The organism is Lentzea sp. NPDC060358, assembly GCF_042725365.1.
GTDB lineage: Bacteria > Actinomycetota > Actinomycetes > Mycobacteriales > Pseudonocardiaceae > Lentzea.
Genome location: NZ_JBHXCW010000004.1, coordinates 32394 through 58281, shown reverse-complemented (window position 1 = coordinate 58281; position 25888 = coordinate 32394). Strand labels below are relative to the sequence as shown.

At 72.8% G+C, this 25888-nt stretch carries 27 protein-coding genes; 16 read left to right on the top strand and 11 right to left on the bottom strand.

The annotated features are described in order from the left end of the window. Positions 1-71: 71 nt before the first annotated feature. The 4 genes from ACFWGZ_RS01810 to ACFWGZ_RS01795 all read right to left on the bottom strand — a co-directional run bounded on the left by ACFWGZ_RS01810 (position 72) and on the right by ACFWGZ_RS01795 (position 2692). Entirely contained in the window at positions 72-1073 is a 1002-nt protein-coding gene (locus tag ACFWGZ_RS01810) for an ABC transporter substrate-binding protein (RefSeq protein WP_382449541.1), read from the bottom strand. A gap of 289 nt (positions 1074-1362) precedes the next feature. Beyond that, positions 1363-1737 carry an HPP family protein gene (locus ACFWGZ_RS01805; protein ID WP_382449540.1) on the bottom strand — a complete coding sequence of 125 codons (375 nt, stop codon included), beginning with the start codon at positions 1735-1737 and terminating at the stop codon, positions 1363-1365. Then, positions 1734-2183: a universal stress protein gene (locus ACFWGZ_RS01800; protein WP_382449539.1), complete on the bottom strand. Its 450-nt coding sequence runs from the start codon at positions 2181-2183 to the stop codon at positions 1734-1736. Before ACFWGZ_RS01800 ends, ACFWGZ_RS01805 begins: the two co-directional genes overlap by 4 nt. 32 nt (positions 2184-2215) lie before the next feature. Beyond that, a complete protein-coding gene (locus ACFWGZ_RS01795) occupies positions 2216-2692 on the bottom strand; it encodes a universal stress protein (protein ID WP_382449538.1) in 477 nt (158 codons plus the stop codon). A 184-nt stretch (positions 2693-2876) separates the two neighbouring features. Here ACFWGZ_RS01795 and ACFWGZ_RS01790 point away from each other — a divergent pair, with 184 nt between their 5' ends. After that, complete coding sequence (locus ACFWGZ_RS01790; RefSeq protein WP_382449569.1) at positions 2877-3533, top strand: response regulator; 657 nt, start codon at positions 2877-2879, stop codon at positions 3531-3533. 4 nt (positions 3534-3537) lie between these two features. Here the strand turns inward: ACFWGZ_RS01790 and ACFWGZ_RS01785 are convergent, their stop codons facing one another. After that, entirely contained in the window at positions 3538-5211 is a 1674-nt protein-coding gene (locus ACFWGZ_RS01785) for a GAF domain-containing protein (RefSeq protein ID WP_382449537.1), read from the bottom strand. A 140-nt stretch (positions 5212-5351) separates the two neighbouring features. Between ACFWGZ_RS01785 and ACFWGZ_RS01780 the strand changes: the two genes are divergently transcribed. Both ACFWGZ_RS01780 and ACFWGZ_RS01775 read left to right on the top strand, forming a co-directional pair. Continuing rightward, positions 5352-6350, top strand: coding sequence for an Acg family FMN-binding oxidoreductase (locus ACFWGZ_RS01780; protein ID WP_382449536.1), 999 nt, complete (start codon positions 5352-5354; stop codon positions 6348-6350). A 53-nt stretch (positions 6351-6403) separates the two neighbouring features. Further along, on the top strand, positions 6404-6889 hold the full coding sequence (locus ACFWGZ_RS01775; RefSeq protein ID WP_382449535.1) for a peroxiredoxin: 486 nt from the start codon (positions 6404-6406) through the stop codon (positions 6887-6889). Here ACFWGZ_RS01775 and ACFWGZ_RS01770 read toward each other — a convergent pair. Continuing rightward, the gene (locus ACFWGZ_RS01770) at positions 6807-8033 is read right to left on the bottom strand and encodes an MFS transporter (protein ID WP_382449534.1); all 1227 of its coding nucleotides are present in this window, start codon (positions 8031-8033) and stop codon (positions 6807-6809) included. The genes ACFWGZ_RS01775 and ACFWGZ_RS01770 overlap by 83 nt on opposite strands. Positions 8034-8099: 66 nt before the next feature. On the opposite strand from ACFWGZ_RS01770, the gene ACFWGZ_RS01765 reads away from it, so the two are divergent. The 7 genes from ACFWGZ_RS01765 to ACFWGZ_RS01735 all read left to right on the top strand — a co-directional run bounded on the left by ACFWGZ_RS01765 (position 8100) and on the right by ACFWGZ_RS01735 (position 14239). Then, positions 8100-9080, top strand: coding sequence for a DUF5937 family protein (locus ACFWGZ_RS01765; RefSeq protein WP_382449533.1), 981 nt, complete (start codon positions 8100-8102; stop codon positions 9078-9080). Beyond that, entirely contained in the window at positions 9077-9844 is a 768-nt protein-coding gene (locus ACFWGZ_RS01760) for a phosphotransferase enzyme family protein (protein ID WP_382449532.1), read from the top strand. The genes ACFWGZ_RS01765 and ACFWGZ_RS01760 overlap by 4 nt, the downstream gene beginning before the upstream one ends. A gap of 39 nt (positions 9845-9883) precedes the next feature. Then, positions 9884-10240, top strand: a complete 357-nt coding sequence (locus ACFWGZ_RS01755; protein WP_382449531.1) for a hypothetical protein — start codon at positions 9884-9886, stop codon at positions 10238-10240. Beyond that, complete coding sequence (locus ACFWGZ_RS01750) at positions 10237-11124, top strand: WXG100 family type VII secretion target (RefSeq protein ID WP_382449530.1); 888 nt, start codon at positions 10237-10239, stop codon at positions 11122-11124. The genes ACFWGZ_RS01755 and ACFWGZ_RS01750 overlap by 4 nt, the downstream gene beginning before the upstream one ends. Continuing rightward, a complete protein-coding gene (locus ACFWGZ_RS01745) occupies positions 11121-11564 on the top strand; it encodes a hypothetical protein (RefSeq protein WP_382449529.1) in 444 nt (147 codons plus the stop codon). Before ACFWGZ_RS01750 ends, ACFWGZ_RS01745 begins: the two co-directional genes overlap by 4 nt. A 104-nt stretch (positions 11565-11668) precedes the next feature. Continuing rightward, on the top strand, positions 11669-12529 hold the full coding sequence (locus ACFWGZ_RS01740) for an SDR family oxidoreductase (RefSeq protein ID WP_382449528.1): 861 nt from the start codon (positions 11669-11671) through the stop codon (positions 12527-12529). A gap of 60 nt (positions 12530-12589) precedes the next feature. Continuing rightward, positions 12590-14239: a hypothetical protein gene (locus tag ACFWGZ_RS01735; protein ID WP_382449527.1), complete on the top strand. Its 1650-nt coding sequence runs from the start codon at positions 12590-12592 to the stop codon at positions 14237-14239. Here the strand turns inward: ACFWGZ_RS01735 and ACFWGZ_RS01730 are convergent. Beyond that, entirely contained in the window at positions 14224-14907 is a 684-nt protein-coding gene (locus tag ACFWGZ_RS01730; protein ID WP_382449526.1) for a hypothetical protein, read from the bottom strand. The genes ACFWGZ_RS01735 and ACFWGZ_RS01730 overlap by 16 nt on opposite strands. Before the next feature lie 190 nt (positions 14908-15097). Between ACFWGZ_RS01730 and ACFWGZ_RS01725 the strand changes: the two genes are divergently transcribed. Genes ACFWGZ_RS01725 through ACFWGZ_RS01715 form a run of 3 tightly spaced genes read left to right on the top strand, consistent with a single transcriptional unit; the run spans position 15098 to position 18865 of the window. Then, positions 15098-16462: a glycoside hydrolase family 43 protein gene (locus ACFWGZ_RS01725; protein ID WP_382449525.1), complete on the top strand. Its 1365-nt coding sequence runs from the start codon at positions 15098-15100 to the stop codon at positions 16460-16462. Positions 16463-16473: 11 nt separating this feature from the next. After that, a complete protein-coding gene (locus ACFWGZ_RS01720; RefSeq protein ID WP_382449524.1) occupies positions 16474-17904 on the top strand; it encodes a family 43 glycosylhydrolase in 1431 nt (476 codons plus the stop codon). 1 nt (position 17905) lies between these two features. After that, complete coding sequence (locus tag ACFWGZ_RS01715) at positions 17906-18865, top strand: arabinan endo-1,5-alpha-L-arabinosidase (protein ID WP_382449523.1); 960 nt, start codon at positions 17906-17908, stop codon at positions 18863-18865. A 2-nt stretch (positions 18866-18867) separates the two neighbouring features. Here the strand turns inward: ACFWGZ_RS01715 and ACFWGZ_RS01710 are convergent, their stop codons facing one another. The 3 genes from ACFWGZ_RS01710 to ACFWGZ_RS01700 form a co-directional block, all read right to left on the bottom strand. Beyond that, positions 18868-19668 (bottom strand): hypothetical protein, encoded by an 801-nt coding sequence (locus tag ACFWGZ_RS01710; RefSeq protein WP_382449522.1) that lies wholly within the window; start codon positions 19666-19668, stop codon positions 18868-18870. Between the two features lie 90 nt (positions 19669-19758). Further along, complete coding sequence (locus ACFWGZ_RS01705; protein ID WP_382449521.1) at positions 19759-20106, bottom strand: NIPSNAP family protein; 348 nt, start codon at positions 20104-20106, stop codon at positions 19759-19761. Beyond that, the gene (locus ACFWGZ_RS01700; protein ID WP_382449520.1) at positions 20103-20561 is read right to left on the bottom strand and encodes a heme-binding protein; all 459 of its coding nucleotides are present in this window, start codon (positions 20559-20561) and stop codon (positions 20103-20105) included. The genes ACFWGZ_RS01705 and ACFWGZ_RS01700 overlap by 4 nt, the downstream gene beginning before the upstream one ends. Positions 20562-20602: 41 nt before the next feature. Between ACFWGZ_RS01700 and ACFWGZ_RS01695 the strand changes: the two genes are divergently transcribed. The 3 genes from ACFWGZ_RS01695 to ACFWGZ_RS01685 all read left to right on the top strand — a co-directional run bounded on the left by ACFWGZ_RS01695 (position 20603) and on the right by ACFWGZ_RS01685 (position 23911). Then, the gene (locus tag ACFWGZ_RS01695) at positions 20603-21601 is read left to right on the top strand and encodes a GlxA family transcriptional regulator (RefSeq protein ID WP_382449519.1); all 999 of its coding nucleotides are present in this window, start codon (positions 20603-20605) and stop codon (positions 21599-21601) included. A 175-nt stretch (positions 21602-21776) separates the two neighbouring features. Further along, positions 21777-22448, top strand: a complete 672-nt coding sequence (locus ACFWGZ_RS01690) for a response regulator transcription factor (RefSeq protein WP_382449518.1) — start codon at positions 21777-21779, stop codon at positions 22446-22448. After that, on the top strand, positions 22445-23911 hold the full coding sequence (locus ACFWGZ_RS01685; RefSeq protein WP_382449517.1) for a sensor histidine kinase: 1467 nt from the start codon (positions 22445-22447) through the stop codon (positions 23909-23911). The genes ACFWGZ_RS01690 and ACFWGZ_RS01685 overlap by 4 nt, the downstream gene beginning before the upstream one ends. Here ACFWGZ_RS01685 and ACFWGZ_RS01680 read toward each other — a convergent pair. Beyond that, positions 23866-25887, bottom strand: coding sequence for an iron ABC transporter permease (locus ACFWGZ_RS01680; RefSeq protein ID WP_382449516.1), 2022 nt, complete (start codon positions 25885-25887; stop codon positions 23866-23868). The two genes, ACFWGZ_RS01685 and ACFWGZ_RS01680, sit on opposite strands and share 46 nt — an antisense overlap. Position 25888 lies beyond the last annotated feature (1 nt).

Here is a 25888-nt window from a genome sequence, read left to right as displayed (position 1 = left end):
TCACTGTGCAGCCGCGGGTGCCGGCGACGTGGTGTCCGCCGAGGTCACCGGCCCCGCGGCCGCCTGTCAGGTCACTTCTCCGCGCCGCGGACGAGCATCGGTTCGACGTCCAGATCGGCACCGAGAAGCCCGTACGTCTTCATCAGGGTCGCCACCCGCTGGAGCCGGGTCGGGTCGAGGGAGATCGGGAACTGGCCCAGGTGCACCAGCTTGGCGGTGTCGCGGTCCACGCCGGCGTAGTCGGGCAGCAGGGCCTGGACCGTGGCGCGGTCCGAGGCGTCGCGCTGCCCCTTGGCCATGGCGCGCTGGAAGGCGGCCACCGTGTTCGGGCTCTCCTGGGCGAACTTGGCCGTGGTGCCGTAGCCGGCGATGGGGATGCCGTCGGTGGGGCCGGACGCCGCGTCGATGATGGCCAGCTGACCCGAGTTGCGCTGGGCCTTGGTGATGAACGGCTCGCTCATGAAGCCCGCGTCCACCACGTTGCGCTCGATCGCCGCCTCCATGTCGGGCATGGGCATCGCCTTGAGCGTCACGCGCTTCGGGTCGATGTTGTTGGCTTCGAGGACGGCCTTCGTGGTCAGCTCGGAGATGTTGTTCAGGGTGTTGATGGCGATGGTCTTGCCCACGAGATCCTGCATCGTCCTGATCGGCCCGTTGCCTTTGACCAGGATCAGGAACATGCCGGGCTTGGCCTGGTAGGCGTCGGAGATGAGCTTCAGGCCGCCCACGTCCTTCGCGGTGCCGTCGGACTGCGCGGCGATGAACGACACCCAGTTGCCGAAGGTGATGTCGAGGCCACCTTTGATCAGACTCGGAATAGCCGCGGCGCCACCCTGGACGGTGACCGTCTCGACTTCCAGACCCTCATTTCTGAAGTAGCCGTTCTTGATCGCGATGTGCAGGGGTGCGACGTCCACCACCGGCAGCACGCCGACCTTGATCCTGGCCTTTTCGACCACGGCCGGAGAAGTGCGTGCGGGTGGTTGTTCGGCCTGCAGCGAACCGCAGCCGGTGACGACCGCGAGCACGGTCAGAGTGGTGAGGAGAACGGTGAGCCGGCGCCTGCCGATCATGGGGTTTTCTCCTGGTGGAGTGGCGGAGCTGCCTGGTCCGGGGTGTGCGGACCAGAGCGAACGCCGCAATGAATTCCACCATTCGACGCCCTCGCGGATCCACATCCGGATGATGACTGGGAGGTTTTCGTCAGCATCCTTGCACGGCAGTCAAGAAGGCTTTACCGGTGAAATCGGAAAGCCGCACCACCACTCCGCGGAACGACCGTCGCCCCCGTTCCACCATTCTGGTAATCACCACTCCGCACCCGGACCAATATTCCAGGCAAGAGCCGAAAAGAGAATTGATTCAGCTGTGCAGGACCGCGCGGCTGAGCGCCTGGGGCGCCGACGAGCGCGTGACCACGCCGACGACCCGGCCGTCGTCGAGCACCGGGACGCACAGCACCTCGTGGCGGGCCATCGCGTCGAACAGGGCGTCGAGCGGCGTGTCCCGCGTGGCGACCAGCACCGGCTGGGACATGACCTGCTGCACGTACGGCGCGGGCACGCCCTCCCTGCCCCGCACCACGTCCGCTCTCGTCACGACGCCGAGCAGCACGCCCTCGTCGGCCACGGGCAGCGTCGTGAGACCGAAGTCGTCCATCAGCCCGGCGGCGTGGCGGGCGAAGTCGCGCGGGCCGACGGTGACGAGCGGCCGGGTCAGCGCCTCGGCCGCCCTCATCGCTCGCTCTCCGCGAGCTCGCGGTCGGTCACCGGGACGACCACGACCGGCGCGTGGGCGTGCCGGACGACGTGCAGGCTGGTCGACCCGAGGACGAACTGGCGGATCCCGCGGTCGGTGTGCGAGGCGACGACCAGCATCGCGGCGCCCTCCGACACCTTCTCGAGGGTGGCCGCCGCGTCGCCGCGCAGGCTCATGCGGACGAGGTCGGGCATCGTCTCGCGGTCCTGCGACGCCGTCCGCACGGCCTGGTCGAGCAACGCCTCCGACTCGGCCCGCACGCGCTGCTCGGTGGTCTCGGCCCAGTCGTTCAGCGCCTCGAACGTCCAGGCGTGCACGACCTGCACCGGGCAGCCGCGGACGACGGCCTCGTCCAGCGCCCACCGCAGGGCCCGGTCCGAGGCGGGCGTGCCGTCGACGCCCACCACGATCGGCTTGGTGCTCATGGCTGTGCTCCTCGGTGTCGCGGGGGCCGCACTCACAGCAGCGGGCCCGGGGTCGGGGGAAGAGCGGGCGCGACCTCGCGGACCACGACGACCGGGCAGGACGCGTGGTGCACGCAGTAGGCGCTCACCGAGCCGAGGACCGCCTCGACGATCCTGCTGCGGCCCCGGTTCCCGACGACGAGCAGCGCCGCGTCCGCGGAGGCCTTGTGCAGCACGTCGCGGGCGTCGCCCTCGACGAGGACCGGGCGGATCTCCACGTCCTCGAACTCCGCCACCGACCGGTCGAGCACCGCGCGGGCGGCCGTGCGCATCGCCTCCGACGACACGCCGGCATAGACCTCCGCGGGCAGCGGCCCGATCATCGCGCCGTAGTCCGCGTGCCACGCCGTCACCGCGTCGACCGCGCAGCCGCGCCTGCGCGCGTCCTCGACGGCCCACCGCAGCGCGGCCAGGGAGGCGGGTGATCCGTCGACTCCGACCACCACGGGCCGGGACTCGTTCTCGCTCATGCACTCCAGCCTCGCGGCGCGGGCCGCGGCGGGTGAGTGGCCGCGGCCCCCCGCCGCCGGGGACCTCGGGCCCCGCGCCGGGGCGGGCCGCCGGGCGCGTCCTGACAGGGTCTTAGGGCCCTGTGCCGGCACGACCGGGCTGGAATCATCGTGGTCGGGGAACGAACGAGGAGAGGTGGTCGCGGTGGTGTCGCGGGTCTTCCTGGTGGACGACCACGAGGTCGTCCGGGTCGGGATCAGGGAACTGCTGAGCGCCTCCCCCGACCTCGAGGTCGTGGGCGAGGCCTCGTCGGTCACCGAGGCGCTCACGATGGTGCCGGCGGCCGCGCCGGACGTCGCCGTGCTCGACGTGCGGCTGCCCGACGGCAACGGCATCGAGCTGTGCCGCGAGCTGCGGTCGCGCCTGCCCGAGCTGAACGTCCTGATGCTCACGTCGTTCACCGACGACGAGGCGCTGTTCGACGCGATCATGGCGGGCGCGTCCGGGTTCGTCCTCAAGCGGATCCTCGGCACGGACCTCACCACGGCGGTGAGGACCGTCGCGGCCGGGCAGTCCCTCTTGGACGCCCGCTCGACCGCCGCGCTGCTCAACCGCATCCGCCGCGAGCGCGAGCAGGGCGACCCGGTGCGCGCGCTCACCGAGCAGGAGCGGACCGTCTTCGACCTCATCGGCGACGGGCTGACGAACCGGCAGATCGCCGAGAGGATGTTCCTCGCGGAGAAGACCGTGAAGAACTACGTCTCGCACCTGCTCGCCAAGCTCGGCCTCGAACGCCGCACCCAGGCCGCCGTGCTGTCCTCGCAGCTGCGCAGGCCGGCGCACGACAACGAGACCGGCTGAGGCGTCAGCCGAGCGGGACCCGCCACGTCACCCGCGTGCCGCCCCCCGGTTCGCCGGCGACGGTGAGCGCGCCGTGCAGCTCGGCCGCGCGCTGCTCGAGGTTGCGCAGGCCGCTGCGGGCGACCTCCGGCGGCATGCCCAGGCCGTTGTCGACCATCGTGATGATCAGCGCGTCGCCCGCCTCGACGGTGAGCGTCAGCTCGGTGGCGCGGGCGTGCCGCAGCGCGTTGCCGACGGTCTCCCGCACGACGGCTTCCGCGTGCTCACCGATGTGGTCGGGCACCAGGCTGTCGATGGTGCCCGACATCCGGATCGCCGGGCTGAGCTCCGCGTCCTCGGTGATCTCGGCGACGATGTTCAGCAACCGGCGCCGCAACCCGGTGTCACCGGAGTCCGCCTGCAGGTCGAAGATCGACGTGCGGATCTCCAGCACGGTCTGGTCGAGCTGGTCGACCGCCTTCTGCACGCGCCTGCGCGCCTCGGGGTGGGTCACCCAGGTCAGCGAGCCCTGCAGGCTCATGCCGGTGGCGAAGAGCCGCTGGATCACGTGGTCGTGCAGGTCGCGGGCGATCCGGTCGCGGTCCTCGAGCACGTCGACGAGGCGCCGGGCGTTCTGGTTCTCGGCGAACTCGGTCGCGACGACGGCCTGGTCGGCGAACGACGCCAGCAGCGGCATGAGGTCCGCGCCGAACGCGGCCGCGCCCTTGTCCCGCACCGCGACCAGCACCCCGGTCACCGCCGTGCCCGCGCGCAGCGGCAGCACCACCGCGGCACCGGCCCCGCCGGACACGTCGCCGAGCCGTCCGTCCACGTCCTCGAGCAGTTCCGGCGCACCCGTCTCCAGGACCTGGGCGAGCACCGGGGCGTCGGCCTTGAAGGTGTCCGGCGCGGCGTCGCTGCCGGCCCGTGCGGCGGTGCGCAGCTCGTTGTCGTCACGCAGCAGCACGGCCACCCATGACGCCGACGCGAGTTCCACGGCCCGTTGGGCGATCAGCCGGAGCGCGTCCTCGGCCGTGGCGCCGGTGAGCAGCTGGGCGTTGATCTCGGCGGTCGCCTCCAGCCACCTCTCCCGCATCCGCGACCGTTCGAACAGGCGGGCGTTCTCCACCGCGACGCCCGCGGCGGCGGCCAGCGCCTCCAGCACGACCTCGTCGTCGGCGGTGAAGTCGCCGCCGTCCTGCTTCTCGGTCAGGTAGAGGTTGCCGAACACCTCGTCGCGCACCCGCACGGGAGCGCCGAGGAAGCTGTGCATCGGCGGGTGGTTCGCCGGGAACCCGACCGAGGCGGCGTGCTCGCACAGGTCGTGCAGCCGGATCGTCCGCGGTTCCTCGATCAGCAGTCCGAGCAGGCCCTGCCCCTCGGGCAGGTGTCCCATCCCGGCCCGGGTCGGCGCGTCGATGCCGACGTGGACGAACTGCGCGAGGTTGTGCCGCGAGCCGAGCACCCCCAGCGCGCCGTAGCGGGCACCCACCAGCTCCACCGCGGCCTGGACGATGCGCTGCAGCGTCGAGTCGAGCTCCAGGCCCGCCCCGACCGCGAGCACCGCGTCGAGCAGGCTCTGCATCTTGTCCCTGGTCGACCCGATCTCGGCGAGCCGGTCGCGCATCTCGTCGAGCAGGTCGTCGAGCCGCAACCCGCTCAGCAGGCTGCGGGACGGCCGCTCCTCCGGACCTCCCATGGATCAAGCCTTTCACGCACCCCGGGCCACGCCAAGCGGTCCCGGTCAGGTCGGGACCTTCGACAGTGGGTCGGCCCGCGGGCGGCGCGGAAGGTGGAACGACCACAGGTTCGACCGGGCAACACGATGGGGTGAAGGACATGGTCCAGGTGACGGCGGCGCTGGGGCTGGGGCCCGACCAGGTCGAGGGCGTGCTCGCCGCGGCGTCGCTCGCGCCGTCCGTGCACAACACCCAGCCCTGGCGGTTCCTCGTGCGGCGGGACCGGATCGAGCTGCACGCGGACCCGCGCCGCAGGCTGGCGGCCACCGACCCCGAGGACCGCGAGCTGCGGCTGTCGTGCGGGGCCGCGCTCTTCAACCTGCGCCTGGCGCTCGAGGCCGAGGGCGTGCGGCCGCTGGTGTCCGTGCTGCCCGGCCACGACGCGCCGGGAGCGCTCGCCGTGGTGCGCCGCGGCGGGGCGATGAGGATCACCGCCGAGAACCGCGCCCTGCTCGACGCCGTGCCGCACCGCCGCACGAACCGCAGGCCGTTCCTGGAGGCGCCGGTCGACCCGCAGCAGCGCCACGCCCTCGTGCGGGCGGCGGAGCTGGAGCGCTCGTGGCTGCACGTGATCACGACGCCCCGGGACCGGGCGCAGATCAAGCGGCTCGTCCGGCGGGCGCACGAGATCCAGCTCGCCGACGCGGGCGTGCAGGCCGAGCTCGCCGCGTTCACCGGCCCCCGCCCCGGCGCGTCCGACGGCGTGCCGCCGGCCTCGGCGGGCGTGCGGCCCGCGATGCAGGACGAGTGGGCGTTCCGCGACTTCCGGGGCCCCGAACGCCGGCCCGGCAAGGACTACGAGTCCGATCCGCTCGTCGTGGTGCTCTGCTCGTTCTACGACGGACCGCTCGGCGAACTGCAGGCGGGCCAGGCGATGCAGCGCGTCCTGCTCACCGCGGGCACGCGCGGGCTGTCCGCGTCGTTCCTGTCCCAGCCGGTCGAGGTGCGGCAGGTGCGCGAGGAACTGCGGCGCTCGCTCGGCGGCATGCTCGTGCCGCAGACGGTGCTGCGCCTGGGGTTCAGCACGCCGGTCCCGGCGACGCCGCGGCGGCCGGTCGCCGAGCTGCTGACGGGGTCCGACGAGCACGCCGCCTGCTAGCGCAGGTCTCGGCCGCGACCAATCCGGCCCGGCCGCGGCTCCGAACACCGGGCATGGAACGAGGCGACACGGCACCGGACTTCACCCTCCCCGACGACGGCGGCGAGCCCCGCTCGCTGTCCGGCTTCCTGGCCTCCGGGCCGGTCGTGCTGTTCTTCTACCCCGCCGCGATGACCGGCGGGTGCACGGCGGAGAGCTGCCACTTCCGCGACCTGGCGGCGGAGTTCGCCGAGGTGGGCGCGCACCGGGTCGGGATCAGCCCGGACGCGGTCGGGACGCAGCGCGCGTTCTCCGCCGCGAACGGGTTCGACTACCCGCTGCTGTCCGATGTGGACGGCGTGGTGGCCCGGCAGTTCGGCGCCTGGCGGCGGTTCAGCCCGCTGCACGCCCGGCGGCGCACGTTCGTCATCGACACCGACCGCCGGGTCCTCGGGGTGGTCAAGAGCGAGCTGCGCTTCACCGTCCACGCGGACGAGGCGCTCGCGGTGCTGCGGCAGCGCGCAGAGCGGGGTGGAGAGCAGCCGCGGTCAGCGCGGTGACGATCCCGGCGGCCGCGATGGCGTGGCCGATCGGGACGAGCTCGGCGAGCGCTCCCCACAGCGCCGGGCCCACGCCCTGCGCGGTCATCAGGCCCGCCGACAGCACGGTGAACGACTGGCCGCGCCGGGCCTCCGGCACGGCGTCGCGGAACGGCGCCGCCACGCCCAGGGTGTAGGCGAAGCCCGCGCCGCTCGCCACGAGCAGCGTGCAGCAGGCCGCGACCGGCAGGGCGAACGCGAGCCCCGGCAGCGGCACGCCGAGCAGGGCGATCAGGGCCGGCACGGCGCGGCGCCGCGCGTCCGGGCCCAGGAACCGCGCGACCAGGAACTCGCCGATGATCATGCCGACGGGCAGGGCGGCGAGCATGAGGCCGGCCGCGCCGGTGGTGAAGCCGCGGCTCAGGGCGTAGGAGACGATCAGGCTCTCCGCGCCGACGACGAACGCGGGCGGCAGCCACTGGGTCAGCAGCAGCACCCTCGTCGTGCGGTTCGCGAGCAGCTGTCTCGTGCCCGACAAGCCCTGTCGCACGACGTTCCCGGAACCCGGCGCGGCGGGCAGGTCCGGCAGCAGCAGGCGTGCCGCCACCGCGGTCGCGAGCACGGCGCCGGCACTGATCAGCAGCGCGTCCCGCGCGCCGAGGGCGGCCACCGCGAGCCCGCCGAACGCCAGGCCGCCGAGCTGGGCGAACGACATCGCCATCGACATCACCGAGCGCCCGATGACGTACGCGTCCCCGTCGAGCACGTCGGCCATCAGCCGCCCGGCGGTGCCGTTGAGCGCCGGTCCGAGGCAGCCGACGAGCGTGATCACCACGAGCACGACCCACGTCGGCGGCATGACCAGCCCGAGCAGGCCCGTGGCGGCGCCGGTCGCGAGGTAGGTGGTGACGATCAGGGTGCGCGGGCGGACGCGGTCGGTGAGCGGGCCGAACAGCACTCCCGTGAACGCCTGCGGCACGAACGCGAGGCCGAACGCGAGCGCGGCCAGCAGCGGTGAGCCGGTGCTGCGGAAGATCGCGGTCGACAGCGCGACGGTGCGCAGCACGTCGGCGGCGATCGCGACCACGCGGGTGGCCAGCAGCTCCCGGAACACCGGGCGGGTCAGCACGTGGCCGAAGGTCGCGCGGGTGGTGGTGGACGGCATGCCGTCAGCGTCCGCGTGCCGCCCTCGGCGCCGCCAAAGATACGTTCCTGGACGTAGGGTCGGTGCGTGCTGAGGTTCACCGCCGGAGCCGACGACCTGCTGGCGAGCAGGTTCGCCATCGCTCCCCTGCTCGAGCTGGACAAGCTGCTGCGCAGGCTGTCCGGCCGCGCGGGCAGGCCGCTGCCGCGCGACTGGTCCGAGCGGTTGCGCCCGGTCTACCGCCGGTTGCGCGCGGAGACCGAGCTGGACGCGGTGCTGGCGCTGTGCGCTCCCGACTACGGCGCCGACTTCGTCGCGCCGCCACCGCACGGCCTGGCCCAGACGGTCGGCGACGACCTGGCCAGGGTGCGCGCCACGCCGTTGCCGCTGGCGCGCAGGGAGATCGCCGAGTGCCTGCGGCGCCGGCCCACCGACGACGTGCGGGTGCTGTCGGTCCTGCGCGGCCGCGACGTCGTCGCGCGCGTCGCGGACGTGCTCGAGGTGGCCTGGCACGAGCTGCTCGCCGCCGACTGGGCGCGGCTGCGGGCGATCTGCGAACGGGACGTGGTGCACCGCGCCGGCCTGCTGAGCCGCGAGGGCTGGGCGGCGGCGATCGCCGGGCTCGACCCCCGGACGCGGTGGCACGACGGCGCGATCGAGATCCAGCTGCGGGCGGCCAGCGGGACGATCGACCTGGGCGGCGCCGGGTTGCTGCTCATCCCGTCGGTGTTCGGCTGGCCGAACGTGTCCGCCTACACCGAGCAGCCGTGGCCGAAGGCGCTGGTCTACCCGGCGCGCGGCATCTCCGCGCTGTGGGAGCCGGGCACGCCCGCCGACCCCGGCGCGATCGGCGACCTCATCGGGCGCTCCCGCGCGCAGCTGCTGTCCGAACTGGACGAACCGGCCAGCACCACGCAGCTCGCGAGGAGCCTCGGCATGGCTCCCGGCGCCGTGGGCGACCACCTCACCGTCCTGCTCCGGTCGGGTCTGCTGAGCAAGGCGCGGTCGGGCCGGTCGGTGCTCTACCGGCGGACGCCGCTCGGCGACGCCCTGGCGGCCCAGCGGTGACCGCCGGCTGGGACGCGCTGCGGCGGTGGGGCGCGGACGCCGTCCGCGTCGAGCCGCTCTCCGGCGGGGCCGCCAACGACGTGTGGACCGTGCGCGTCGGCGGACGCCGGGCGGTCGGCCGGCTCGGCACGCGCAGCGACGCCGACCTCGCCTGGGAGACGGACCTCCTGCGCCACCTCGACCGCGCGGGGCTGATCGTTCCGGTGCCGATCCCGGCCGAGGACGGCCGGTTCTTCGCGGACGGTCTGGTCGTGACGACCTACCTGGACGGAGAGCCGCCCTCGTCGAGCGCCGACTGGCGAGGCGTCGCCGCCGCGCTGCGCGAGCTGCACCGGCTGACCCGGGGCCGGCCGCAGCGACCGGGGTGGCGGTCGTCGACCGACCTGCTGCACGCCGAGTCCGGCACGAGGGTGGACCTCACGGCCATGCCGCCCGAGGGCGTGGCCCGCTGCCGGGCGGCGTGGGCGCGGCTCGCGGGTCGCCCGTCCTGCGTCGTGCACGGCGATCCCAACCCCGGCAACGTGCGCGTCACCGCGCGCGGGGTCGCGTTGATCGACTGGGACGAGGCGCACGTCGACGTCCCCGACCTCGACCTCGTGCTGCCGTTCAACGCCGCGGGCCTGGACGACACCGCCCACGACATCGCCGCGCAGGCGTACGCGGCGTGGGAGGCGGCGGTGTGCTGGAACGACGACCACTCGGTCGAGCGGCTCGCTGAGGTCCGCGCGGTCGTCCCGCCGGGTCGCGATTCATCTTGTCTATAACGCCAAATGTGACGGAACCGCAAATTACAGTCATCCGCCATGGGAGAGAAGTTCCACGTCGTGCCGGACGAACTGCGCGGCTGCGGCGGGCTCCTCGAACGTCAGGCGCGGCACTTCCTGACGATCCGGGAGCACGCGGTTCTCAGGGGTGGGGACACGTCCGGGTTCACCGGGCTGCTGTCGCTGCTCGACCCCGTCGTCACCGGGGTCGCGCAGCTCTACGGCGAGACGCTCGGCGTCGCCGCCGAGAAGATGGGGAAGGACGCCGAGGCGCTGGCCAAGTCGGCGCACGTGTACGAGAAGGCGGACGAGGTGGGCCTGCGCCTGATCGACACGGCGGGCCGCAACGCCGAACCGCCGTCCTGGCTGGAGCGGTTCCTGGGGGTGGACCGGTGAGCGCGGGGGTCTGCAACGGCTACCAGGACGTCGAGGACCCGCACGTCGCGCTGCGCGCCGTGCCCGACGACCGGCCCGGCCGGCAGACGGTCAAGGAGCTGATCGAGGCCGCCGGGTGGAAGATCCAGGGCGTCAACTGGATCTACCAGCAGGTGACCGGCGACGACCTGGTCCGCGACCTCGTCATGCCGCTGGCGGGCGACTTCGAGAAGATCGACGCGAACGCCGCCGCGTGGGACCGGGTCGCCAAGGCGCTCGACACCGTGCGCCACAACGTGAACAACGGCGTCGAGGAGCTGTCGCCGCACTGGGACGGCGGTGCCGCGCAGAGCTTCGAGCACCGGATGCGCCGCACCTGGACCACGGCGATCGAGTGGGACTCGCAGATCGCGAAGTTCATCGGCGACCGGTTCAAGAACATGGCGAGCTCGTGCCGCTCGGCCGCGAAGCTCGCGCTGACGCTGCTCGACACCATCTGCGACAAGCTGATGAAGGCCGCGATGACGGCGTGGATCCCGATCGTCGGCTGGGGCCGTGCCGTGTGGATGGTCTACGACGTGGTCAACATAGCCGACCAGGTGCGCAAGCTCATCCAGTCGATGCAGACGCTGATCGAGGGCGTGCAGGGCATGATCAACGGGATCAAGCAGATGGGCACCGCGTTGTCGCGGATCCCGGACGTGCGCGACGCCAACGACTTCTTCGACGTGGTCGACACCTGGCAGGACGGCAGGGAGAAGTTCGGCGACGGCGCGTCCGCCGCCGGCAGCGGGGCGTGGGGTGCGGCGAAGAGCGGCTACAAGGCGCACACCAAGTTCGGCAAGGCGGCCGGAGCCGAGCACTGGGCGGACCCGAAGGCGCCGCCCGCCGGGGGTGCCGAATGACGTTCCCCCACGACACCGCCCGCCGGCAGCTCGAGGCGTGGCGGCAGGACCTCGACGCCAGGGGCGCGCGGCTGGAGCAGGTGGCGCTCGAGGCGACCAGGGTGCGGACGCGCGGCACCGACCTGTCCCCCGCGGACATCGCCGCGATCGAGAAGCACGCCCGGTCGAAGGACGCGCCGAACGCGCTGAGGGACCTGCAACGCAAGGTCGACGCCGGCCTGCTGTCCTGGCGCGACATCGCCTCCGGCAGGGCCGTCGGCGACCCGGACGTGCAGCGCGCCGTGCAGACCAGCGCGCCTTCGCTGAAACGGGCGTACACGGCGATCCGGGAGGGACAGGACCTCGACGAGGTCGTCGCGGCGGGACAGCAGCGGACCCGGCGGTCGCGCGGCGACTTCGACGACGACCTGCCGAGCGACTTCACCGAGGACGCGTTCTGAGCGACCGGGCGGAACGGTCTCCACGGCGGTGGCGCCCTGCGGCGGCGCCGCTGTGAGACCCTGGCTCGACCGGTTCGCGTCCCGTCGTCACGAGGTGGCCAGAGATGCCCGAGGACCAGTACACCCGCCAGGACCCCCGGACCCAGTACCCCCGCCCCGGTGACCGCACGGCTCCGGAGCCCGACCACGGCGAACGCACCTACCGCGGCAGCGGACGGCTGCCGGACACCGCGGCCGTGATCACCGGCGGCGACTCCGGGATCGGCAGGGCGGTCGCGATCGCGTTCGCGCGCGAGGGCGCCGACGTGCTGCTGTCCTACCTCGACGACGAGCAGGAGGACGCCGAGCGCACCGCCGAACTGGTGCGCGAGGCCGGCCGCCGGGCCGTGCTCGTCCCCGGCGACCTGCGCACCGAGCAGATGTGCCGCCAGGTCGCCGAGCGCGCCCGGGAGGAGTTCGGGCGGATCGACGTGCTGGTGAACAACGCGGGGCACCAGATGGCGCGCGGCGAAGGCCTGCTCGCCGTCGGCGGCGACGAGATCGACGCGATCTTCCGGATCAACGTCTACGCGATGTTCTGGCTCTGCAAGGCCGCGGTGCCGTTCATGCGCCCCGGTTCCGCGATCATCAACACCTCGTCGATCCAGGCCTTCGCTCCCCTGCCCGTGCTCATGGACTACGCGGCGAGCAAGGCCGCCGTCGTCAACTTCACGAAGAACCTCTCGGCCGACCTCGTCGGCAGGGGCATCCGGGTCAACTCCGTCGCGCCCGGTCCGGTGTGGACACCGCTGACCCACGCGACCATGCCCGCCGACCGGATCGGCGGCTTCGGGACCAGGACGCCGCTGGGCCGGGCCGCGCAACCCGCGGAACTGGCGCCCGCGTACGTGTTCCTCGCGTCGCAGGAGTCCGGCTACGTCACCGGCGAGGTCCTCGGCGTGACCGGTGGCGACCCGATCACCTGAGCCGCGTGCCCGGCGGCGCTAGCCTCGGCACCCACTGCCCTCGACCCGCCGGGACGGACCGTGTTCGACGCTGACGACCTGCCAGACTTCGAGTTCCCCGACTTCGAGGAGGAGGACGACGACGGGGACGGCCTGGAACGGCCGCCGTTGCGCGGCACCACGGCGCCCCCCGCCGGACTGCACGACGTGGACTGGGCCTCCCTCGAAGACGCCTACGGCACGGCCGATCGGACGCCGTTGTTCATCGAGGCGCTGACGAGCGACGACGACGCGGACCGCGCCTTCGGCGTCTACGGCCTCTACTCGGCCACCACGCACCAGGGTTCGGTGTTCACCGCGTCGGAGGCCGCGATCCCGTTCCTGGTCGACCTGGTCCGCCGGGACAACGGGTGGGCGCTGATGTTCCTGGCCAGGATCGCGTTCGGCGAGACGCACTTCGTGACGCGGCCCGACCACGTCGCACAGGTGGTGCGGGAGTGCACGGCCGCGGTGGCGGAGCACGCCGCGGAGATCGAGGCGATGTGGGACCGCACCGGTGACGAGGAAGCGTTGCGGTTGCTGGTGTTGCTGGGCCGGGAGCCGCGCGGGCTGCCGGCCCTCACGCCGGACGCGACCGCGGGTCTCTGCCTGGCCCGCGGTTTCCTCGCGGCGCGGGCCAACGGCGTCGTGCCCGGCGGCACCAGACGCGCTGACACGAGGGTGGATCACGTTGCGGCGGCACGGGATCTGATGACCCGGAGCCCGTCGCTGCACGTACGTGGCGCCGCGGCGGCATGTCTCGTCCACTCGGGTTTCGCCGACGACGACTCACGGGCGTTGCTCCGCCACCTGGCGCAGGGCGAGTACCCGGTGCAGGACGCGTGGACGGCCGACCTCGCCGACCTGGCCGCGGCGGCGTGGCTCTTCGGCACCGACGACGACACGTTGCTGGTGGAGTCCGAGGACGCGCTGCCCACCCTCCACTCCCGTCTGCTCGAACGGATGGCGCGCCAGTTCCGCCCCAGCGGCGAGACCTACCGGCCGCTGCTGCCGGAGGAGGTGACGCCGGCCCAGCGCACCACCCTGGAGACCGCGCTGCGCGCCGCGCCCGAGGCGATCACCGGGGTGGACGCGACCTACCTGGGGGTCGACGTCCCCGCGACGGTGGCCGCGGCGCACCGGCTGCTCGGCACCGCGACCGGCGAACTGACCCGCCGCACGTCCCGGGGCCCGCTGTGGTTCGTGCTGGAGGACGGCCTGCTCGGGCGGGACGACCGGGAGTCCGCCCTCGCCGCGCTGGCCGAGGCCGACCCGTGGGCCGCGCTCGGCGAGGTGTTCGCCATCCGGCGGCCGGGCGACACGAACGAGACCATCAGCCTGACCGTGCGGTCCCGCAGCGACGACACCGCCGCGTCGGCCCTGTGCTCGGTCTTCGCCGACGCGCTCGCCGGCCACCGGGAGCAGGCGGAGGCCTTCCTCGACGAGTGGCTGCCGCGGGTGTCCGAACTGGACGGTCACGAGCTGGCGTTCCGCGTGCCGGCCCAGCGCATCGGCACGGCGCTGGTGGCGCTGGCCCGGTCCGGCGGGCTGCCCGGCCGGTTCCACCCGATGGTCAAGCCCTACCACCGGTTTCCGGAGTACTCCGCGGTTCCGCTGCCCCTGCTGCGCGAACTGGCGGAGGGGCTGCCGGCCGGGAGCCGTCCCCCGCTCGACGGTCAGCCGACCGGATAACCGGTCCCGGCGACCTCGCCGGCGACGGCGGCCAGCGTCGTGGCCGGGTTGAGCGCGGTGACGACGGCCTCGGTCAGCGGCTTCCCGGCGTAGACGTGCCGCACGGCTTCGAGGTCGACGGGCTGCTCGTAGTAGTCCTGCGCCCAGTCCCGGAACGCCTCGGGCCCGTGGTCGGTCAGCAGCGCGAACAGCCAGCCGGCCCCGTCCCCGCCACCGGCCGGGACGGCGACGTCCCCGTGCCGCCAGGCGGTGTCACCGTGCTCGCGCCACAGGCACACCGTGACGTTCGGCGTGCCGGACTCGTCGGAGAACGCCGGCTCCTCCACGTGCTCGCGGAACACCTCGGGCACGGAGTCGAGGACGCCGGGCCACGGCTCCCCGTCGTCCGTGGCGTACGGGCTCATCGGCGACTCGTGGTCGAACCCGCGCACGTACGCGCCCGCGGCACCGAACACCACCGAGTAGTCGTTGCCGGCGCCGTCGTACTTGGACGCGTGCTCCTGGCCCGGTGCCCAGGCGGTGTCGTAGAGGTGGTGGCGCTGCTCGCTGCCGGGATCCAGCACGACGTCCAGCGCGGCCAGGGCACGGCACAGCGCCCGCAGTTCCGGGATGCCGGGCAGGCGACCGGCCACGTCTCGCACGGTCCCGCCCACGTCCTGATCGGTCACAGCCTCATCCAAGCACGATCGTCGAATGGCGTTCGAATCGAATTCGACACGGAAAATCGCCCGCATGAAAAGTGTTATCGCTAACTTCGACAAACCAGCGGGAGCCATCATTGCCACTCACCACAGCCGTGCCACATAGTGTTAACGCTCACCCTGCGGACCCCCTCTCACTGGCGCAAGGAGTCGGTCCATGCGTTTCTCCCTGCCGCGTGCCTCCCGTGGAAGGCACGTGCTGATCGCCGTCGTGGCAGCGGTGCTGACCGCGGCGGGTCTCGTCACCGCCGGACCGGCCGCCCGGGCCGCCGGACCCGTCCCGCACTACCTGATGACCGCGTTCACGAACAGCAGCGAGTCGAACATGAACGTCTACGACTCGGCGGACGCGACCGGCTTCAGCCAGGTCCGGGCCAACGCCTACACGCCGCCGTCCGGCCTGATCCGCGACCCGAGCGTCCTGCGGCACACCGACGGTTACTACTACATCGTCCACACGACGAACTGGACCGGCGACACCATCGGTTTCGCCCGCAGCGCGGACTACGTGAACTGGACGTTCCTGCGCACCGTCCGGGTGGGGCTCAACGGGGCCACCGGCAGCACGTGGGCACCGGAGTGGTTCAAGGACTCCGACGGCAGCGTGCACGTGGTCTTCTCCGCGTCCACGGCCGGGACCGCCGGGCAGTTCCGGCCCTACCGGATCACGGCGGCGAACGCGGACCTGTCGGCGTGGACCAGCCCGGTGCCGCTCGGCATCCCGGCCAACTACATCGACAGCTTCCTCGTCAAGGTCGGCGGCACCTACCACAACTTCCTCAAGAACGAGACGACGAAGTACGTCGAGCACGCGACCGCCACCTCGCTGACCGGGCCGTGGACGTTCGTCGGCACCGGCAACTGGGCGGGCTGGGGCGCCGGGCTCGAAGGACCCGCGCTCGTGCAGCTGCCCGACGGGCGCTGGCGGATCTACTTCGACCAGTACGGCCAGCGCCGGTACTTCTACGCCGACAGCACGAACCTGTCGAGCTTCGGCGCGAAGGTCGAGCTGAGCGGGCTGTCGGGCACCGCGCGGCACTTCACGGTGCTGCGGGAGGACTCCGGCGACGGCACGGCGGTGGCCACCGGCGCGCGGTCGCTGCGGTCGGTCAACTCCCCCGACCGCTACGTCCGGCACCGCGACAACCTCGGCCATCTGGACCCGGTGAGCTCGTCCAGTGCCCTGGCGGTGCGGCAGGACGCGACGTTCACGGTCGTGCCGGGGCTCGCGAACGCGAGCTGCCACTCGTTGCGCTCGACGAACTTCCCGGACCGCTACCTGCGGCACTACGGCTTCCGGGTGCGGCTGGACGTGAACGCCGGCGATGCGACCTTCGCGCGCGACGCGACGTTCTGCGGGCGGGCCGGACTCGCGGGCGGCGGGAGCACGTCGTTCGAGTCCTACTCGCACCCCGGCCGGTTCCTGCGGCACCAGAACTACGAGCTGCGCGTCGACTGGCGCACCTCCGACTCGGGGTTCGCCGGCGACGCGTCGTTCACCGTCGCCGCGCCACTGGCCTGAAAGGACAGTCGATGAAGACCGCGTTCCTCCGCCTGGCCGTGCTGGTGCTCGCCGTCTCGGCGTGGATCCCCGTGCCGCAGGCGAGTGCGACGCCCGCGGCGCGCTACACCAACCCGATCGCGGAACGGCGTGCCGACCCGCACGTCTTCAAGCACACCGACGGCTTCTACTACTTCACCGCGACCGTCCCGGAGTACGACCGGATCGTGCTGCGCCGCGCGACCACGATCCAGGGGCTCGCGTCGGCGGCCGAGACCGTGATCTGGCGCAAGCACTCCAGTGGTGAGATGGCCGCCCACATCTGGGCGCCGGAGATCCACTTCATCAACGGGAAGTGGTACGTCTACTTCGCTGCCGGGCGCAGTGACGACGTCTGGCGCATCCGGATGTACGTGCTGGAGAGCTCCAGCGCCGATCCCGTGACGGGGTCGTGGACCGAACGCGGCCGCATCACGACGCCGTGGGACACCTTCTCGCTGGACGCGTCCACGTTCGTGCACAACAACGTGCGCTACCTGACGTGGGCGCAGCAGGAGCCGGGCATCTCCACGAACTCCAACGTCTACCTCGCCCGGATGGGCTCCACCCCGTGGACGATCACCGGCTCCGTGACCCGGCTGACGGTGCCGGCGCTGTCCTGGGAGACCCGCGGCTACAAGGTCGCCGAGGGACCGACCGTGCTGCAGCGCAACGGGAAGATCTTCCTCACCTACTCGGCCAGCGCCACCGACGCGAACTACTGCCTCGGCATGCTGACCGCCCCGGCGTCCGCGGACCTGCTCAACCCGGCGTCGTGGACCAAGAGCCCCAGCCCCGTCTTCGCCACCAACGCCGCGACCGGCCAGTACGGGCCGGGACACAACTCGTTCACCGTGTCCGAGGACGGCACCAGCGACGTCATGGTCTACCACGACCGCAACTACCGCGACATCAGCGGCGATCCGCTGAACGACCCGAACCGCCGCACGCGGGTGCAGAAGGTCCACTACCGGTCCGACGGCACGCCGGACTTCGGCATCCCGGTCCCCGACGGCCCCACGCCGGTGCGGCTGAAGACCTACGCCGGCCCGGAGCGGTTCGTGCGGCACTGGGAGTACCGCGCGCGGGTCGAGGCGAACGTGTCCCCGCTGGCCGACTCGCAGTTCAAGCTCGTCGCGGGACTCGCCGGTTCCGGCACGACCTCGTTCGAGTCGACCAACTTCCCCGGCTACCACCTGCGGCACCGCAACAACGAGCTGTGGGTCGAGCGCGGTGACGGCAGCACCCTGTTCCGCAACGACGCGAGCTTCACCCAGCGCGCGGGGCTGGCCGGCTCCGGCGCGGTGTCGTTCGAGTCGCTGAACTTCCCCGGCCTGTACCTGCGCGCCGCCAACGGACTGCTCGTCCTGCAAGCGGTGAGCGACGCACAGGGACGGGCGGACGCGACCTTCGCATTGGAGTGACATGAGCACTTCGCGGAAATCCGCACTGGTCCTGCTGGCGGTCCTGGCCGCCACGATCACCACGGCTCCCCCCGCCTCGGCCTACCCCCTGCCGGGCCGGGTCACCGGGGACGTCGGTGTGCACGACCCGAGCGCGGTCCGGCGCGCGGACGGGAGCTACCTGGTCGCGCACACGGGCACCGGCATCTCCCTGAAGACCTCCACCGACCGGATCGCGTTCCGCACCGCGGGATCGGCGTTCCCCGGCGGTGCGTCGTGGACGAGCCCCTACACCGGCGGCAGCGGCACCCTGTGGGCGCCGGACCTGTCCTACCGCGACGGCCGGTACTGGCTCTACTACTCGGCTTCGACGTTCGGCTCGAACCGGTCGGCGATCTTCCTCGCCACCAGCCCCACCGGGGACGCCGGCACGTGGACCCACCGCGGGCTCGTGGTCGAGTCGTCGGCGTCCGACAACTTCAACGCCATCGACCCGGACCTCGTCGTGGACGACCAGGGCCGCTGGTGGCTGAGCTTCGGCTCGTTCTGGTCGGGGATCAAGATGGTGGCGCTCAACCCCTCGACCGGTCTGCGGTCCGACTCGTCCGTGCGGTCCCTCGCGGGCAGGAACGGCGGCCCGATCGAGGCGCCGAACATCGTGAAGCGCGGGGCGTACTACTACCTGTTCGTCTCGTTCGACCACTGCTGCCGGGGAGCGGCCAGCACGTACCGGGTGGTGGCCGGGCGTTCCACGAGCGTCACCGGCCCGTACGTCGCCCGCGACGGCACCGCCCTGACCTCCGGCGGCGGCACGGAGGTCCTCGCCGGGCAGGGCAGCGTCCACGGCACCGGGCACCAGGACGTCCTCGCCGACGTCGACGGCGATGTCCTGCTCTACCACTACTACACCGACTCCGGCGCGTCGCGGCTCGGCATCAACCTGCTGTCCTACGACTCGGCGGGCTGGCCGTTCCTGCGGTGAGGTCACTCGTCCACGGACACCGAGAACTCCTCGATGGCGTTCCCGGCACCCCCGCTCCACAGGTTGAACCCGGCCTCGACCGCGACCAGGTACCAGTCCAGCGAGATCTGCCCGCGCCCGACGGCGTCCTCGGTGAACGCGCTGACGTCGAGCCCCCGGACCTCGGTGACCTCGCCGAGCCGCTCGTAGGTGAGGCGCACCCGGTCCTGGTCGCGGGCGAGCCACACGTTCCACCGGGCACCCGCGATGGGCACCTCCCCGGCCAGCAGCGTCCCGCCCGGCCGCACCCCGCCGCGGCTGCGGAGCCAGATCACCACCTCCGCGCCGTCCGGAGTCCCGTCGGCGACGGGCTTGCTGTGGAACCACACGACGTAGGCGGCGTTGAAGACCCCGGTGTCGACCTGCCGGCTGACCCAGTCGCTGGTGATGCGCGGCATCGCCGACACCTGGACCGGCAGGTCGCCCACGTCCGTGCACTCCTGCCAGTGACACCCGCGGAACAGCGAGGGCGACGACGCCGGGGCGCCCGCGGGCGGGACGTGGTGCTCCGCGCTCTCGACCCGCAACGACTGGTCCCCGACGGTGACGCACTGCGGCGTCTCGGCACCCCACACGTTGTTCTGCGCGAGGTAGTCCTTGCCGCCGGCCGGAGCGACCGCGTCTCTCGCGCACAGCTTGGCCGTCGCCGAGGACACGGCGTTGTTGAGCACCAGCCCGACCACCGCGGCGACCGACGCGCCGCTCAGCCCGATGACCAGGAAGGCGACGGCCAGGCGGAACGCGATCTGGGCTGAGGGGTTCATCCGTGCTCCTCCGTCGGTGGCCCTGGTGCTCGCTCACCGAGGGATACGCCTGCCCGTGGCGCGGAGTTCAGCCCGGTGCCGCGGTGCCCGTCAGCTCAGCCCCGAGGCGCTCGTCGGAATTGCGCGGGTCACCGTGATCCGGTCCAGGTCGATCAGCCGCGCCACCTCGACCCGGATCTCGTCGATCCACCGCGGGTGCTCGTACACCTTCGCGTACAGCTCCTCCCGGTTCGCCTCGCCGGTGAACCGGCGGATCCAGACGTAGCCGTCCGGGTCCTCCTCGTCGACGAACGACGCGGTGACGTCCATGCCGAGCGACTCCTGGAACGGCAGCACGACCGACTCCATGTAGGCGACCCACTCGTCGCGCAGCCCTGGCCGGGCCTGGTAGCGGCGGATCTCGTAGAACACGCCGGAAGTCCTCTCGAAGTCGGTCATCGGTCTTCTCCCCCGTCGAAGCCGAGGGCGCGCAGGGCCACGACGGCCGCCCTGGCGTCCTGCTCGGCGGTGCCGCCGGACAGGCCGAGCCCGCCGACCACGACGCCGCCGGAGACGATCGGGAAGCCGCCGCCCACCGCGACGAGCCGCGGGCGGTGGGCGAGCTGCGCGGTCGCCGGCTGGGCGACGATCTCCGCCCACGTGTGGGTCGGCAGGCCGAAGGCGGCGGCGGTCCACGCCTTGTCCACGGCCACCTCGGTCGCGAGGAACGGCGATCCGTCCATGGCGGCGAACGCCTTGAGGTGGCCGCTCGAGCCGGTCACCGCGACGGCCATCGCGACCCCCTCGTCGGCGGAGGCGCTGATCGCGGCCTGGACGAGCGCCAGGGCGGCTTCCCGGCTGATCGACTGCGACGTCACGACGGTGGAGCCGGTCGTGACCTGTGTGGTGTTCATGGGAGGAAGTCTCGCCAGCGCTGCCGCGGCGGTCGATTGGCGTGAATGACAACATCCGTAATAATCACGCCATGCCGCACAAGGTCGCCGTGTTCGCCCTCGACGGCGTCATGCCGTTCGACCTCGGGATCGCGAGCCGCGTCCTGCTGGAAGCCCTCGACGCCGACGGCGCACGCCTCTACTCGGTGAGCACCTGTTCGCTGGGCGGCCTGCCGGTGCGCACCGATGGCGACTTCTCGGTCACCGTGGACCACGACGAACGCCTGCTCGCCGGCGCGGACACCGTCGTCATCGCCACCCAGAAGCCCACCGGGGACCTGCTGGAGTCCGGTGTGCTGGACGACGCCGTCGCACGGGCCCTGGACCTGATCCGGCCGGGGACGAGGGTGGTCAGCCTCTGCACGTCGGCGTTCGTCCTCGCCGCCGCGGGATGGCTCGACGGGCTCGCGGCCACCACGCACTGGGCGCTCACGGACCGGTTCCGCAGGCTGTTCCCCGCCGTGCACGTGCGGCCGGACGTCCTGTTCGTCGACGAGGGCCGGATCCTCACCTCGGCGGGCGGCGCGGCGGGCATCGACCTGTGCCTGCACCTCGTCCGCCGCGACCACGGTGCCGACGTCGCGAACGCGGCCGCCCGGCGGTGCGTCGTGGCCCCGTGGCGCGACGGCGGGCAGGCGCAGTTCATCGAGCACCCGCTCCCCCGCGACGACCACAGCTCGACCGCGCCCACCCGCGCGTGGGCCCTCACCCGGCTGGGGAGCTCCCTGACGCTGGCGGACATGGCGGAGCACGCGCACATGAGCGTGCGGACGTTCGGCCGCCGGTTCCACGCCGAGGTCGGCACCAGCCCGGCCCAGTGGATCATCCAGCGCCGGGTCGACCGGGCGCGCGCCCTGCTGGAGACGACGGCGTTGCACGTGGACGAGGTGGCCCGGCAGGTCGGGTTCGGCAGCTCCACGTTGCTGCGCAAGCACCTGCACTCGAGCGTCGGGGTCACGCCCACGGCCTACCGGCGGACGTTCCAGCCGCCGGGCGCCTGACCGCGGAGCCAGAAGGTGGCAGCGCCGCCCCCCAGCGGCGCCGCCATCCTCTCCCCCGGCCGTGGACCCCCCTCACCCACAGCACAGAGCCTGCCAGGGTGAACCTGAAACGACGCTGAACGATCCTGAACCGGATTTCAGGACGTGACCGGGGCCGATGCGGCACTCTGCCCCCATGCGCGTGCTCGTGGTGGAGGACGACCCCCGTCTCGCCGATCTGCTGACCCGCGGCCTGACGGCCGAGGGGTTCGCCGTCGACGTGGAGCGCACCGGCACGGACGGGCTGTGGCGGGCGCGGGAGCACCCGTACGACGTGATCGTCCTCGACATCATGCTGCCCGGCCTCAACGGGTACCGGGTGTGCCAGGAGCTGCGCGACGCCGGCGTGTGGACGCCGATCCTGATGCTCACGGCCAAGGACGGCGAGTTCGACGAGGCCGAGGGGCTCGACACCGGGGCGGACGACTACCTCACCAAGCCGTTCTCGTACGTGGTGCTGGTGGCGCGGCTGCGCGCACTCGGGCGGCGGTCGCGGACGGCGCAGCCGGTGCTGTTGCGGGCGGGCGACCTCGTGCTCGACCCCGTCAGCCGGGAGTGCCGGCGCGGGACCACGCTCATCGACCTGAAGGCGAAGGAGTTCTCCGTGCTGAACTTCCTGCTGCGGCACGCGGGTGAGGTCGTCACCAAGTCGGAGATCATCGACGGGGTGTGGGACTCGGCGCAGGACCCCGACCCCAACCTGGTCGAGGTCTACATCAGCTCGTTGCGCCGCAAGATCGACACGCCGTTCGACCGGCGGAGCATCACCACCGTGCGGGGTGTGGGCTACCGGCTGGTGGACCGGTGAAGTCCTTGCAGGTCAAGGTGACCGTGCTGGCGACGGTGGCCACCGCGCTGCTGGTCGGGTTCGCCGGGGTGCTCCTGCTCGAGTCGCAGCGCCGGCAGGTCACCGTGCGGACCGCGGACGACTCGCGGGTGCACCACATCTGCTCCAGCCTGGGGTGCCGGCGTCTCGACGGGTCCGCGCAGGTCGGCGTGACGGGATACGTGACCTGGTTCCAGCACGTGACGAGCGAGGTGCGGCCCGAGCTGTCGCTGTGGCCGTTCTCCCCGGTCGACGACACGCGCTACCAGGTGGTCGGTGACGGGCCGCCGCCCTCCGAGGACGTGGCGCGGGGCATCGCCGCGCAGGCGCAGCAGCAGCTCAGCAACGCGGTGCTGATCCTGTTCGGCGTGCTCGCCGCGATCACCGGGCTGGTGTGGGTCACGGTGCTGGCGGCGGTGAGCCGGGTGCTGCGGCCGGTGGAGGCCATGCGCGCCGAGGTGGCGGAGATCAACGAGAACAACCTCACGCGGCGGGTGCCGGTGCCGTCGTCGGACAACGAGATCGCGCGCCTAGGCGCCGCGGTGAACGAGACGCTCGACCGGCTGCACCGCTCCGTCGAGGACACCCGCCGGTTCGTCGGGGGCGCCTCGCACGAGCTGCGCAGCCCGCTGGCCGCGTTGCGGGCCGAGCTCGAGATCGCGTTGTCGCACCCGGAGATGGCGGACTGGCCGACGGTCGTGAAGGCGGCGCTGGAGGACACCGAGCGGGTGCAGGAGCTGACCACGGACCTGTTGCTGCTGGCCAGGCTCGACGCCGACGCGCTCGACAAGCAGGACACCGTCGACCTCGCCGCCCTCGCGCGGAAGGAGGTCTCCCGCCGGGCGAGGGTCACGCTGGAGACCGACGAGCACGTGCTGGTCCCCGGCCGGCGCGCGCAGCTGTCGAGGTTGCTCGGCAACCTCCTCGACAACGCCGAACGCCACGCGGGCACCGAGGTGGTGGTGCGGCTGCGCGGCGGGACGGCGGCGACGCTGGAGGTGATCGACGACGGTCCCGGCATCCCCGAGGCGGACCGGGAACGCGTCTTCGACCGGTTCACCCGGCTCGACGAGGCCCGCACCCGTGCCGCGGGCGGTGCGGGCCTCGGGCTCGCCATCGCCCGCCGGATCGCCACCCGCCACCACGGCACGCTGGAGGCGACCGACGCCGAGGGGTTCCGCGGGATCCGTTTCGTGGCAACGATCCCGACCGGCATCCCGCAGCCGCGCCAGGCCACCGCCACCCCCGCCCAGCAGCGTGTGGGCGACGAGGTGTGGCAGTTCCTCAACGGTGCGATCGTCCCGGCGCACGGCCTCGTCGCCGAGCCCCGCGCGGTTCCCGCGCCCGCGCTGGACTGGGGCCTGATCTTCGGCGAGCACCAGCCGGTGCGCCGGGACGGTCAGGCCCGCGTGGCCCTGGTCCTCCAGAGCACCAGCACGAAGTAGGGCGTTCCGACCAGCGCGATGACGAGACCCGCCGGGATCTGCGCCGGCGCGATGACGGTGCGCCCCAGCGTGTCCGCGGCGCTGACCAGGATCGCGCCGATCGCCGCGGCCACCGGGAGGACGCGGGCGTGCCGGCCGCCGACGAGCGACCGGGCCAGGTGCGGCGCGACCAGGCCCACGAACGCCACCACGCCGATCGCGGCCACGGCCGTCGCGGCGAGAACACCGCACGCGGCCAGGACCACCAGGCGGGAGCGTTCCAGGCGCAGGCCCAGGACGCGCGGGGTGTCGTCGTCGATGCTGTGCAGATCGAGCTCGCGGTGCCGTGACCACAGCAGCGGGGTCAGCACCGCCAGCGCGATCAGGCCGGGCACCACCTGGTCCAGCGTCCGGCCGTAGGTGGAGCCGGAGAGCCACGTGAGCGCCTTGGCCATGTTCCACGGGTCCGAGGTGACGATCATCAGCGTGATCAGCGCCATCCCGCCCGACCACAGGCCGATGCCGATGACGACCAGCCGGTCCGAGTCCAGGCCCGACCGCCAGGCGAGGCCGTAGACGAGGGCGAACGCGACCGTCGCGCCCGCGCCCGCCGCACCGGCGATCTGCCACACGCCGGCCAGCGGCACGAACGTGATCAGCGCGATCGCGCCCAGGCCCGCGCCCGCGGTGATGCCGAGCAGGCCCGGTTCGGCGAGCGGGTTGCGGCTCACCGACTGGATGCCGCACCCGGACACCGCCAGCGCCGCACCCGCGACCAGGGCGGCGAGCACCCGCGGCAGGCGCTGGTCGAGCACGAACGTCAGCGCGGTGCCGGTGCGCCCGGACAGCCAGTTGACCAGGTCGCCCAGCAGGACCAGCCGATCGCCGAACAGCATGCCGGCGATCGGGGCGGCCACCAGCAGCACCACGACGAGCGCGCTGATCAGCACGAGCCGGCGCCGCGAGCCCGCCACGCCGACGCGTCCCGCCGGGGGCTGGCGGCGCGTGCCGCCCGGACGGCTGCGGCGGGCCAGCCACACGAGGACGACGGCACCGACGACGGAGGTGATCACACCGGTCGGCACGCGCAGAGCGGCGGCGGAGCCCATCACGGCCCGCAGCAGCACGTCCGCGCCGAGCACCAGCACGACACCGACGAGTCCGGACAGCGGCAGCAGGACGCGGTGGCGGCCTTCGCGCGCCAGGACCAGGCGGGTGATCACCGGCGCGCAGAGGCCGACGAACCCGACGGGTCCGGCGACGGTCACCGCGGCGGCCGTGAGTGCCACGGTCAGCAGCACGGCGCCGATCCGCGTGCGCCGCACCTTCAGGCCGAGCACGGTCGCGTTGTCGTCGCCCAGCGCCAGGACGTCGAGCGACCGCCCCATCGCGATCAGCGCGACGGTCGCGGCGAGCACGACCGGCGCCATCCGTGCGGTGGCGTCCAGGTTCGCGACGCTCAGCGACCCGCTGCCCCAGGCGAACAGGCCCGACGTCTCCTGTTCGTAGAACAGCAGCAGCAGGATGGTGATCGACTGCAGCGCCAGCGTGACGGCCGAGCCGACCAGGACCAGCCGCGGGGTCGCCGACCCGGCGCCGGACAGGCCGAGCACCACGACGGCGGCGGCCAGCGCTCCCGCGAACGCGGTCGCGCCGGAGGGCAGGGTGCCGAGCGACAGCCCGAGCGCGGACGTGGCGACGACCGCGAGGTAGGCGCCGGCGTTCACGGCGAGCGTGTCCGGCGCCGCGAGCGGGTTGCGGGCCACGGACTGCATGCCCGCGCCCGCGACGCCCAGCGCCACGCCGAGCAGCAGAGCCGTGAGCAGGCGCGGCATCCGGGACCCGGTCAGGACCGCGTAGGTCTGCTCGTCACCGGCGCCGACGGCGGCGCGCAGGACGTCGAGCACGCCGGTGCCGGCGGTGCCCTGGGTGAGGTGGACGGCGGCGAGCAGGGCGATGACCACCAGGCTCGCCGCCGCGGCGACGGCGTTGCGCACG